This window comes from Cupriavidus sp. 05N39 (assembly GCF_056397325.1).
In genome coordinates, this window is sequence record NZ_JBFTNE010000003.1 from 115,424 (window position 1) to 127,135 (window position 11,712).

12 protein-coding genes are annotated in these 11,712 nt (G+C 62.1%); 2 read left to right on the top strand and 10 right to left on the bottom strand.

From position 1 onward, the window contains the following. Positions 1–299: 299 nt before the first annotated feature. The 10 genes from rpsO to AC1DN0_RS02435 all read right to left on the bottom strand — a co-directional run bounded on the left by rpsO (position 300) and on the right by AC1DN0_RS02435 (position 10,339). On the bottom strand, positions 300–572 hold the full coding sequence (rpsO, locus tag AC1DN0_RS02390; RefSeq protein WP_035868720.1) for a 30S ribosomal protein S15: 273 nt from the start codon (positions 570–572) through the stop codon (positions 300–302). A 202-nt stretch (positions 573–774) separates the two neighbouring features. Further along, positions 775–2,019, bottom strand: a complete 1,245-nt coding sequence (locus AC1DN0_RS02395) for a branched-chain amino acid ABC transporter substrate-binding protein (protein WP_441630155.1) — start codon at positions 2,017–2,019, stop codon at positions 775–777. Between the two features lie 204 nt (positions 2,020–2,223). Further along, positions 2,224–2,430: a hypothetical protein gene (locus AC1DN0_RS02400; RefSeq protein ID WP_441630157.1), complete on the bottom strand. Its 207-nt coding sequence runs from the start codon at positions 2,428–2,430 to the stop codon at positions 2,224–2,226. 234 nt (positions 2,431–2,664) lie between these two features. After that, positions 2,665–4,203 carry a 2-isopropylmalate synthase gene (locus AC1DN0_RS02405; protein ID WP_477145509.1) on the bottom strand — a complete coding sequence of 513 codons (1,539 nt, stop codon included), beginning with the start codon at positions 4,201–4,203 and terminating at the stop codon, positions 2,665–2,667. A gap of 370 nt (positions 4,204–4,573) precedes the next feature. Continuing rightward, complete coding sequence (gene lysM, locus AC1DN0_RS02410; RefSeq protein WP_441630161.1) at positions 4,574–5,065, bottom strand: peptidoglycan-binding protein LysM; 492 nt, start codon at positions 5,063–5,065, stop codon at positions 4,574–4,576. 162 nt (positions 5,066–5,227) lie between these two features. Further along, complete coding sequence (gene pssA, locus AC1DN0_RS02415; protein WP_477102672.1) at positions 5,228–6,130, bottom strand: CDP-diacylglycerol--serine O-phosphatidyltransferase; 903 nt, start codon at positions 6,128–6,130, stop codon at positions 5,228–5,230. A gap of 42 nt (positions 6,131–6,172) precedes the next feature. Further along, complete coding sequence (locus AC1DN0_RS02420; protein WP_035868739.1) at positions 6,173–6,817, bottom strand: phosphatidylserine decarboxylase; 645 nt, start codon at positions 6,815–6,817, stop codon at positions 6,173–6,175. Positions 6,818–6,973: 156 nt separating this feature from the next. Further along, a complete protein-coding gene (gene ilvC / locus AC1DN0_RS02425; RefSeq protein WP_043344720.1) occupies positions 6,974–7,990 on the bottom strand; it encodes a ketol-acid reductoisomerase in 1,017 nt (338 codons plus the stop codon). 97 nt (positions 7,991–8,087) lie between these two features. Next, complete coding sequence (gene ilvN / locus AC1DN0_RS02430) at positions 8,088–8,579, bottom strand: acetolactate synthase small subunit (protein WP_035868746.1); 492 nt, start codon at positions 8,577–8,579, stop codon at positions 8,088–8,090. Beyond that, on the bottom strand, positions 8,579–10,339 hold the full coding sequence (locus AC1DN0_RS02435; protein ID WP_035868748.1) for an acetolactate synthase 3 catalytic subunit: 1,761 nt from the start codon (positions 10,337–10,339) through the stop codon (positions 8,579–8,581). Before AC1DN0_RS02435 ends, ilvN begins: the two co-directional genes overlap by 1 nt. A 375-nt stretch (positions 10,340–10,714) precedes the next feature. Between AC1DN0_RS02435 and AC1DN0_RS02440 the strand changes: the two genes are divergently transcribed. Further along, the gene (locus AC1DN0_RS02440) at positions 10,715–11,281 is read left to right on the top strand and encodes an RNA polymerase sigma factor (protein ID WP_035868751.1); all 567 of its coding nucleotides are present in this window, start codon (positions 10,715–10,717) and stop codon (positions 11,279–11,281) included. Then, entirely contained in the window at positions 11,278–11,712 is a 435-nt protein-coding gene (locus AC1DN0_RS02445; protein ID WP_477111090.1) for a DUF3619 family protein, read from the top strand. The genes AC1DN0_RS02440 and AC1DN0_RS02445 overlap by 4 nt, the downstream gene beginning before the upstream one ends.

Genomic DNA, 11,712 nt, shown 5'->3' on the forward strand with positions numbered 1-11,712 from the left:
ACACAAAACCCCGTTTCCTTGCCCGACTCCGGTATTTGAATGACTGCAGACGAATCACTGCAGAAAAAGCTAAAGAACGAAGTAACTTACTCCGTTGCACGTCTTGGCGCAACGGGCGCCAGCCCGGGGGGCATGGCGCCATCAAGTGAAATAAAAATCACTTTAAGCGATTCAAGGCATCGACCTTCCGGCCGCAAAAACAAAATGCCTGCATCAGCGGGGCTGACGCAGGCATTCGTGGCTCACGCGAAGGCGTGCAGTGCATCCATTCGTGCTGCCATCCGGACGATCCTGACTGCTTACTTACGCAGGCCGAGCTTCTCGATCAGCGAACGATAACGGTCGGCATCGTTGGCCTTGAGGTAGTCCAGCAGGCGACGACGACGGCTCACCATGCGCAGCAGACCGCGGCGGCTGTGGTGATCCTTCATGTTGGCCTTGAAGTGGGGGGTCAGTTCGTTGATGCGGTTGGTCAGCAGGGCAACCTGGACTTCCGGGCTACCGGTGTCGTTGGCGGCGCGTGCGAACTGCTTGATGACTTCGGTCTTGCTGTTGATTTCGGCTACTGCCATGGTGATTTCCTTTTCACTTGCGAACGCTACAGCGCGGAATGTGCCGTATGCGTCGTGCCTTTGATGTTGCTGTCAGGCAATTTCCGTCCTGGCCGGACCGATTGAGCAACCGGTTGGCCGTGACAGCCGGCGATTATAGCGGAAATTGGGATGGGGATGGAATTTGCCCGGTTGCGGGCTGGTTGCCCCCGCCGAATCCCCGCTAAAACCTCTCCATCTTGCAACTGGTGGACAGTGTAGTCTGGGCGGACTTCAGCTTCCTGACAGTCCGGAACCCATACCCCGATCCTTCGTTATCGAACCGCACATCCCCGCCCTGCCGCTCCATCACGGAAACATAAAGCGGCTGCAGCACCTGATGGTCATCGGCCCGGATAGTCGCCTCATGAAAATCGTTGACATAGCGCATACCCTCGAGCGCCCGCGCCACCTTGACGGCATCCGTCGACCCTGCCTTCTCGATCGCCCGGGCCAGCATCTCCACCATCATCTGCATGCGCAGGTGCACGTAGTCGTCCTTGGGCTCCGGGTAGCGCGCCCGGAACGCCTGGTAGAACGCATCCGAAGCCGCGCCGCCCACGTTCGGATGCCACTCGGCCACCGCCAGCACCCGCCCGACCCCGGCATCGCCCATGGCCGCCGGCGCGCCCAGGCCGTTGCCATAGAACGTGTAGAACTTGGCTTTCAGTCCGCCTTCGCGCGCTGCCTTGACCATCAGCGTGAGATCGTTGCCCCAGTTGCCCGTAATCACGGCGTCCGCGCCACTGGCCTTGATCTTGGCGATATATGGGGCGAAATCCTTGATTTTGCCGATCGGATGAAACTCATCGCCCACGATGTGCAGCTCAGGGCGTTTGGCGGCCAGCATCTCGCGTGCCGAACGAGCCACCTGATGGCCAAAACTGTAATCCTGGTCGATCAGGTACACGCGCCGCACGCTGGTATCGGCGCGGATGACCTCGGTCAGCGCCTGCATGCGCATGTCTGCACTCGCATCGAAGCGGAAATGCCAGAAACTGCAGCTTTCGTTGGTCAGCGCGGGATCGACCGCGGAATAGTTGAGAAAGAGCACGCGCGCCTCGGGCTGGCGCGCGTTGTGCCGATTGATGGCGCCCACCAGCGCGCCAGCCACCGCCGAACTATTGCCTTGCAGGACAAAGGGGATATTCCTGTCCACCAGGCCGCGCAACTGGATCAGGCTCTCGTCGACATTGCCCTTGCTATCGAAGGTAACGAGTTCAAAGGGACGCGGGCCCTCGGCAGTCTTGACGCCGCCACGCGCGTTGACGCGATCGATGGCAATCCGCAGGTTGCGCACAACGGCATCGCCCGCGTTGGCAAAGGGACCGGACAACCCCTCGATCATGCCGAGACGGATCGGCTCCTGCGCGCCGGCCCCTGCCGCTACCGCGAGCAAGCAAGCTGCCAGCCATCGTTTACACCACATCGAGAGACCTCCCGCTAAAGCGCTGCATGGTAAGCCAGGGAGCAGGCAGAGGCAAATGGGCGCACCTTCGCGGCAAAACGCGGAATTGAGCGAGAATAGCCCAAGCGGCGGCAAAAATAGAGGAAGTTGAAGGGGAGAACGCAGGACCAGCGGTCGCCGGCTCCTGTATTCGGCCCCAAGCCGGCGCATACCGGCGCGCGGACGCTAGCACCAGAGCTTTTGCCAGTGCTTCGTCCAGTTGAAGTGAAAGCGCTGCGCGAAGGGGGCGAGAGTCATCGGCTCCAGCGTGCTTCGAAACGCACCGTTCTTGCTGCCCTGCTCCGCCACCGGGTCTTCGAGCCAGAGGACGAACTCTATCAGGCGGAGGTCGTGGCGCAGCACGCCGCCGCCATCGAAATGGAAATTGAACATTGACGGCCAGTTGCCTGCTTGGGCTCGCGGGGCTTGCCGAACTGCTGTTCTATATACCAGATCACGCCCGCCCCCCTCGCCAACGGGCCTGACCGGCGCCGGTGAGGTGTGAGCGGGGCCGATCGTGGAGCGTGCGCGGAACGCAAAACGCCCGCCGTCGTCCTCGTGGGAACGCGGCGGGCCGATTCAAGCCCCGCTGCCGCCTGGGCCGCGGGCTTACCGGTCAGATCGGGATCAGATCTGCGGGTTGATCTTCTGCACGGCCTTGTCGTGCAGCTTGTTCAAGGCAGCCAGGTAGGCCTTGGCCGAAGCGGCCACGATATCGGGATCGGTGCCCACGCCGTTGACGATGCGCCCACCCTTGGACAAGCGGACCGTTACCTCGCCCTGCGCCTGCGTGCCGGCGGTAATGGCATTGACGGAATACAGCACCAGTTCGGCGCCGCTGTTGACCTTGCCTTCAATCGCGTGCAGCGTGGCATCGACCGGACCGTTGCCCTCGCCTTCSCCGGTCWGCTCCYKGCCRTCCATATTGAAYACCACGCGCGCATGCGGGCGCTCGCCGGTTTCGGAGTGCTGCGACAGGGAGATAAAGCGGAAGTGCTCGTTGACGTCGTGTGCCTCGTCGGAAACGATGGCCATGATGTCTTCGTCGAAGATCTCGGACTTCTGGTCGGCCAGTTCCTTGAAGCGAGTGAAAGCAGCGTTGACTTCGCTCTCGCTTTCCAGTTCGATGCCGAGTTCCTGCAGGCGCTGCTTGAAGGCGTTGCGGCCCGAGAGCTTGCCCAGCACGATCTTGTTGGCGGTCCAGCCCACATCTTCGGCGCGCATGATCTCGTAGGTATCGCGCGCCTTCAGCACCCCATCCTGGTGGATACCCGAAGCATGGGCGAACGCGTTGGCGCCGACCACGGCCTTGTTGGGCTGCACCACGAAGCCGGTGATCTGCGATACCAGCTTGGAGGCCGGCACGATCTGCGTGGTGTCCACACCGACGTCGAGGTCGAAGTAGTCGCGGCGCGTCTTCACCGCCATCACCACTTCTTCCAGGCTGGTATTGCCGGCGCGCTCGCCCAGGCCGTTGATGGTGCACTCGACCTGGCGCGCGCCGCCGAGTTTGACCGCTGCCAGCGAGTTGGCCACCGCCATGCCGAGGTCGTTATGGCAATGCACGGACCAGATGGCCTTGTCGGAATTGGGGATGCGCTCGCGCACCGAGCGGATCAGCCCCGCATAGCCCTCCGGCACGGCATAACCCACGGTATCCGGCAGGTTGATGGTGCTGGCGCCTTCACGAATCACGCCTTCAAGCACGCGGCACAGGAAATCCATGTCCGAACGGCTGCCGTCTTCGGGCGAAAACTCGATATCGTCGGTGAACTGGCGCGCAAAGCGTACCGCCAGGATGGCCTGTTCATAGACCTGGTCCGGCGTCATGCGCAGCTTCTTTTCCATATGCAGCGCCGAAGTGGCGATGAAGGTATGGATGCGGAAGGCGTTGGCCGGTTTCAGCGCCTCCGCCGCGCGCGCGATATCGCGGTCGTTGGCGCGGGCCAGCGAGCAGATGGTCGAATCCTTGACGACCTGCGCGATGGAGCGAATCGCTTCAAAGTCGCCGTTGGAGCTGGCCGCAAAGCCGGCTTCGATCACGTCGACCTTCAGGCGCTCCAGCTGCCGCGCGATGCGGATCTTTTCCTCGCGGGTCATGGAGGCGCCTGGCGACTGTTCGCCGTCGCGCAAGGTGGTGTCGAAAATAATGAGTTTGTCGGACATGAGTGGGGCTCCTGGGCTTATCTTTGTATCTGGCGAATCAAGTTGCTGTCTCGGCATTCGCCGTCTTGTTTTGCTGTGCTGCTGTATTGGTGCTGAATGCAAAACGCCCCGGCGTGCAGTGATGCAGGCCGGGGCGTTTTATGAATCCTGTGTGACTTGGCGCGAGGGTCTTGGCTTCCCTCAGCGCAAACGCGTCCCGACCTGATGACCTAGTAGGCCACCTAGAATGGTGCGGGCGAGTAGGGCTTGGCGCGAAATCATGTCAGCGACTATAGCCGAGATGCCGGGCGTGTGCAATATGATCGCGTGAATCGGGGTGATCGCCGGGAAGAAAGGCCCCAGGGGCGCCCTGCCCCTGGGATGCCAGGCGTCAGGCCTTGGGCGGGATGCGCAGCTTCTGGCCGGGATAGATCTTGTCCGGATGCGACAACATGGGCTGGTTGGCCTCGAAAATGGTGGTGTATAGCGCACCGTTGCCATAGGCCGTCTGGGAAATCGCCCACAAAGTGTCGCCCTTGACCACCGTATGCCATGTCGACTCGATCGAGTCGACATTGACCGACATCTTGTCCTCGACCTTCTCCACACCCTGGACATTGCCGCAGCACAGGACGATCTTCTCGCGGGTCGCCTGATCCGGCGCCACGCCGAACACCGTCACCAGCGCCTGTGCACCGTCAACCTGCACCATCAACCCGGTGGCATCCAGGTTCATCTGCTTGATGTAGCCCTCGATGGCATCGCCAGCCGCGCGGTTGGCCGCGTCGACGTCCGCCGACGGTGCATCGGCCGGCGCGGCCTTGGCTGCGCTGCCGCCGAACAGTTTCTCTCCTGCTTCCTTGATGAAGTCGAGCATGCCCATGAGAACCTCCAGTTGGTCAGTGATAAGTGGACAACAGTGGATACAGCAAACCACGGCAAACCGCACCGCTAGCCTGCGCCCCGGCCTTGCGGGCCAGACAGCGCAGAGTTCTGGAAAACAAAAAGTAAAAAGGCGCCGTAGCGCCTCTTTACTGACCTGCCGTCAGGAACGTTCATTCCCGCCGTCCCGCGCCGTCCGGATGCCTGCCGGCTTGCCATGCAACGCATGCCAGCCCCATAGCAGGTAACCGGAAATGGCGTATGCCACGAACAGCCCGAACAACGCCACCGGCGGATCCGTCGAGACCACAACAAACAGCACCAACACCAGCACCATCATGCCGAAGGGCACGCGGTAGCGAACATCGAGCGCCTTGCCGCTGTAGAACGGCGCGTTGGAGACCATCGAAAGCCCGGCATACAGCGTGATGCCGAATGCCACCCACGGCATCCACAGTTCCTTCACCGGCAGCTTGTTGTCGATCACCAGCCAGACAAAGCCGGCCACCAGCGCCGCCGCCGCCGGGCTGGGCAGCCCCTGAAAGAAGCGCTTGTCGACCACGCCGATGTTGGCGTTGAAACGTGCCAGCCGCAGTGCCGCGCACGTGCAGTAGACAAACGCGGCGATCCATCCCCACTTGCCCAGGTCGTGCAGGATCCACTCGTACATCACCAGCGCCGGCGCAACCCCGAATGAGGTCATGTCCGACAACGAGTCATATTGCTCGCCGAACGCGCTCTGCGTGTTGGTGATGCGCGCCACGCGGCCGTCCATGCCATCCAGCACCATGGCGGCGAAGATGGCGATGGCCGCGCTGTCGAAGCGCATGTTCATGGCCTGCACGATGGCGAAGAACCCGGCGAACAGCGCCGCCGTGGTGAACGCGTTGGGCAACAGGTAGATACCGCGCCGGCGCGGGCGCACATACTCGATATCGTGATCGTCGCCGGCTTCGTCGTCGAAGTCGTCGGGTTCGTTGCCGCGCAGCTGATTGTGACGGAAAGGACGCAAGTTCGTCACGTTGCCATTGCTAACGCGCTTGTTGCGTCGGTTGAAAGCACCCATGCCTGTTCTCCAGTGGGTCCGGTGTATTCCGGCCTGGCCGGATTAATCCAGTTCGGCCAGGATGGTCGACGAGGCCGACACTTTTTCGCCAATGGTGACGCGCGGGCGTGCATCCACCGGCAGGTAGACGTCGACGCGCGAGCCAAAGCGGATGAACCCGTAGCGCTGGCCACGCGAAAGCGTTTCGCCAACCCGGGTGTAGCAGAGGATTCGGCGGGCCACCAGGCCAGCCACCTGTACCAGCGTCACCACCTTGCCGTCAGCGGCACGGCGGATGACCACAGCGTTGCGTTCATTCTCCAGCGAGGCCTTGTCGAGGTCGGCGTTGACGAACTTGCCGGGGAAATACTCGACCTTCTCTACCTTGCCATCCACGGAGACGCGGTTGGAGTGTACGTTGAACACGTTCATGAAGACACTGATCTTCAGGGCCTCCCGTCCTGCGTAGGGATCCATGGTCTTCTCGACCACCACGATACGGCCGTCGGCGGGAGCCAGGACTGCGTTCGGCTGGGCCGGGATGGGCCGCGGCGGATCGCGGAAAAACTGCAGCACGAACAGCGTAATGATCCACAGCGGCAAGGCCCACCAGAAGCCAGCGCTGACCTGCACCAGCAGCGAGATGACAAAGGCGCCGGCCAGGAACGGCCAGCCTTCACGGGCGATCAGCGGATGAGGATAGTTCATGCAGTGCTTGGATAGAGGAATAAAGTCTGACAAGGATAACAAAAAGCCGTTCAGTCCCCGCCCGAATAACCCCTCGAAGCGGGGATATTGCGCGGAATACTGAACGGCTGCGGCCCGCGCCGTCAGTAGCGGCGGGCCGTCGGGCTGCAATACAGCTTAGTTCTTCGACTGGTCGACCAGCTTGTTCTTTGCGATCCAGGGCATCATGGCGCGCAGCTTGGCACCCACTTCCTCGATCTGGTGCTCGGCCGTCAGGCGGCGGCGCGAGATCAGGGTCGGGGCGCCGGCCTTGTTTTCCAGCAGGAAGCTCTTGGCGTATTCGCCGGTCTGGATGTCGGTCAGGCATTGCTTCATGGCCTTCTTGGTCTCCTCGGTCACGACGCGCGGGCCGGTGACGTATTCGCCGTATTCGGCGTTGTTGGAGATCGAGTAGTTCATGTTGGCGATGCCGCCTTCATAGATCAGGTCGACGATCAGCTTGAGTTCGTGCAGGCACTCGAAGTAAGCCATTTCCGGCGCGTAGCCGGCTTCCACCAGCGTCTCGAAGCCAGCCTTGATCAACTCCACCGTACCGCCGCACAGCACGGCCTGTTCGCCGAACAGGTCGGTTTCGGTTTCTTCGCGGAAGTTGGTTTCGATGATGCCGGCGCGGCCGCCGCCGTTGGCGGTAGCGTACGACAGGGCGATGTCACGGGCGGCGCCGGACTTGTCCTGGTGCACGGCGATCAGGTGGGGCACGCCGCCGCCTTGGGCGTAGGTCGAGCGCACGGTGTGGCCCGGGGCCTTCGGCGCGATCATGATCACGTCGAGGTCGGCGCGCGGGATCACGGCACCGTAGTGCACGTTGAAGCCGTGGGCGAAGGCCAGCGCTGCGCCTTGCTTGATGTTGTCATGCACTTCGTTCTTGTACACGTCGGCGATCTGCTCGTCCGGCAGCAGGATCATGACAACGTCGGCGTCCTTGACGGCGTCGGCCACTTCCTTGACTTGCAGGCCAGCGTTGACGGCCTTGTTCCACGATGCGCCGCTCTTGCGCAGGCCGACCGTCACCTTGACGCCGGAGTCGTTCAGGTTCTGCGCGTGGGCGTGGCCTTGCGAGCCGTAGCCGATGATGGTGACGTTCTTGCCCTTGATCAGGGAGAGGTCGGCGTCCTTGTCGTAAAACACTTTCATGATAATTCCTTCGATCTTTCGTTTTCGTGTGTCGGGTTGGCGGCTACCGCCCGGCTAGTGCCGGCACCGGCGCCGCCGCTGGATACTGCAATCGGGTTCAGACCTTCAGGATGCGCTCGCCGCGGCCAATGCCCGAGCCGCCGGTACGGACGGTCTCGAGGATGGCGGCGCGGTCGATGGCGTCGAGGAAGGCATCCAGCTTGCCGCCGTTGCCGGTCAGCTCGATGGTGTAGGTCTTCTCGGTAACGTCGATGATGCGGCCGCGGAAGATGTCGGCGGTGCGCTTCATTTCCTCGCGCTCCTTGCCCACCGCGCGCACCTTGACGAGCATCAGCTCGCGCTCGATGTGCGCGCCTTCGGTCAGGTCCACCACCTTGACCACTTCCACCAGGCGGTTCAGGTGCTTGGTGATCTGCTCGATCACGTCGTCCGAACCACTGGTGACGATGGTCATGCGCGACAGCGAAGCGTCTTCGGTGGGTGCCACCGTCAACGTCTCGATGTTGTAGCCGCGCGCCGAGAACAGGCCAACCACGCGCGACAGCGCGCCGGGTTCATTTTCCAGCAGGACCGAAATAATATGTCGCATTACAGGTCCTCCGCGCCAAGCAGCATTTCGGAGATACCCTTGCCGGCCTGCACCATCGGCCACACGTTTTCAGTCGGGTCGGTCTGGAAATCAAGGAACACGGTACGGTCTTTCAGGCGGAACGCTTCGCGCAGGGCGGGCTCGACATCGGCCGTCTTTTCGATGCGCATGCCGATATGGCCATAGGCCTCGGCCAGCTTGACGAAGTCGGGCAGCGCATCCATGTAGGAGTGCGAGTAGCGGTTGTCGTACTCGATTTCCTGCCACTGGCGCACCATGCCGAGATAGCGGTTGTTGAGCGCGCAGATCTTCACCGGGGTGTCGTACTGCAGGCAGGTCGACAGTTCCTGGATGTTCATCTGGATCGAGCCTTCGCCGGTGATGGTCACCACTTCCTTCTCGGGGAAGGCTTTCTTGATGCCCATCGCGTACGGCAGGCCCACGCCCATCGTGCCCAGGCCGCCGGAATTGATCCAGCGGCGCGGCTCGTTGAACTTGTAGAACTGSGCGGCCCACATCTGGTGCTGGCCCACGTCCGAGCAGACAAAGGCGTCGCCGTGGGTCAGTTCCCAGATCTTTTCCACCACGTACTGCGGCTTGATGATCTCGGATTCGCGGTCGTACTTGAGGCAGTCCACCGAACGCCACTGCTCGATCTGCTCCCACCACTTGGCCAGGGCCTCGCGCTTGGGCTTCACGTCGCTGGCCTGCAGCTGCGCGATCAGTTCCTGCAGCACATCCTTGACGTGGCCCACGATGGGAATGTCGACCTTGACCCGCTTCGAGATGGAAGACGGATCGATGTCGATATGGATGATCTTGCGCGGCTGCGAGGTGAAGTGAGCCGGATTACCGATCACGCGGTCGTCGAAACGGGCGCCGATGGCAATCAGCACGTCGCAGTTCTGCATGGCCATATTGGCTTCATACGTGCCGTGCATGCCGAGCATGCCGACGAACTGCTTGCTGGTGCCAGGGAACGAGCCGAGACCCATCAGCGTGTTGGTGACCGGATGGCCGGTCAGCGCGGCAAGCTGGCGCAGCTCCTCGCTGGCGTTGGCCAGCACCACCCCGCCGCCTGCGTAGATGAACGGACGTTCGGCGCCCTGCAACAGCGCGAGCGCCTTGCGGATCTGGCCCGAATGGCCCTTGTTCACCGGGCTGTACGAGCGCATGTCGATCGACTTGGGGTACTCGTACTTGCAGGAATTGCGGGAAACGTCCTTGGGAATATCGACGACAACCGGGCCAGGACGGCCGGTCGCGGCGATATAGAACGCCTTCTTGATGGTCGAAGCGAGATCGCGGACGTCCTTGACCAGGAAGTTGTGCTTGACAATGGGGCGGGTGATGCCGACCGTGTCGCATTCCTGGAAAGCATCCTGCCCGATGGCGTGCGTCGGCACATTGCCGGTGATGATCACCATCGGGATCGAGTCCAGGTAGGCCGTGGCAATGCCCGTCACCGCATTGGTGACGCCGGGACCGGAGGTCACCAGGGCGCAGCCCACCTTGCCGGTCGCACGCGCATAGCCGTCTGCGGCATGAACCGCGGCCTGCTCGTGGCGCACCAGGATGTGCTCGATCTTCTTTTGCTTGTAGAACTCGTCGTAGATATACAGCACTGCGCCGCCGGGGTAGCCCCAGACGTACTCGACGCCTTCTTCGGCAAGTGCGTGAACGAGAATTTCCGCCCCGATCATTTCGGGTGCGGCAGATGAATTGCTGTCTGCGTGGAATTCCGCGCTGGGCATGTTCATTTCAGTCCTTTGCAATTTTCGGCAAAAAATTGTTCGGATGCTCTCTGCCGGGCTTGTGGCACGGGTTCAAGCGGTGCGCGTCTGCATGGAAGACCGCCTCATAAGCGGCCGGATGAGACAACCACTGATGTCGTGTGAACCAGCGATGATACTGTATTGGATCAGGCTGGTCTACGGGCTTTTTTCATCCCGGGGGCTTCGCGCAAGATTCGGGAACGCGCTACCCAATACCTACCCCGCGCCTGAATGACCACAAGAGAGAACAAGGATGGTCACAGGGGGGGTTATTTGCTAGCATCCCACCATTTTGGACGTGCAAGAAGCCGTTTCCTGCACATCCGTCGGCCAAGGCCCCACCGTCTGTACCCCGCCTGCATGGCTACCGATCAGGAACTATCCGACTTTCTCGCCAGCGTCGAGCGGCGCGCCTTCAAGCAGGCCGTGTTTGCGGTGCGCGACGACGAAGCCGCCCTGGACATTGTCCAGGACGCGATGATCAAGCTCGCCGAAAAATATGGCGACAAGAACGCCGCGGAACTCGCGCCGCTGTTCCAGCGCATACTGCAAAACACCATCCACGACTGGTTCCGCCGCCAGAAAGTGCGCAATACCTGGGTCACGCTGTTCTCCAACCTGCGCGACGACCGCGAAGGCGAGGATAATGACCTGCTCGACACTTTCGAGGCCGAGATCGGCACCGAATCCGCCGAGAGCAGCGCCGACAAGGTCGAGCGCGCCCAGACCATGCACATCATCGAACAGGAGATCCAGCGCTTGCCGGCACGTCAACGCGAAGCCTTCCTGATGCGTTACTGGGAGGATATGGACGTCGCGGAAACGGCTGCTGTCATGGGATGCTCCGAAGGCAGCGTCAAGACGCACTGTTCCCGTGCCACGCACACACTGGCGCAGGCATTGCGAGCGCGGGGGGTCCGACTATGAGCACGAGAAACGAAAAAGAAATCAACGAACGCCGCCTGGCACACGAGATTCGCACGGCACTGGATGCCTCGGCGAATACGTTGCCCGACAATGTGACCGACCGGCTCGCCGCCGCGCGGCGGATAGCGCTGTCCCGCAAGAAGGCGCAGGCCGCCGTTGCCGCGCCGCAACTGGCCACGGCCGGGATGCACACGGTCTCCTTCGACGAGGATGACTCGCCGCTGCATCGCGCAGGCGCATGGCTGCGCCGCCTCGGACTGGTGTGGACGCTGGTGGCCCTGGCCGCCGGACTGATCGGCATTTACCACTGGCAGCAGCAGCAGCGCGTCGATGAGCTCGCGGATGTGGATGCCGCCATGCTGCTCGACGATCTCCCGCCCACAGCCTATGCCGACCAAGGCTTCCACGTGTTCCTGAAGCGCGGCCAGTAA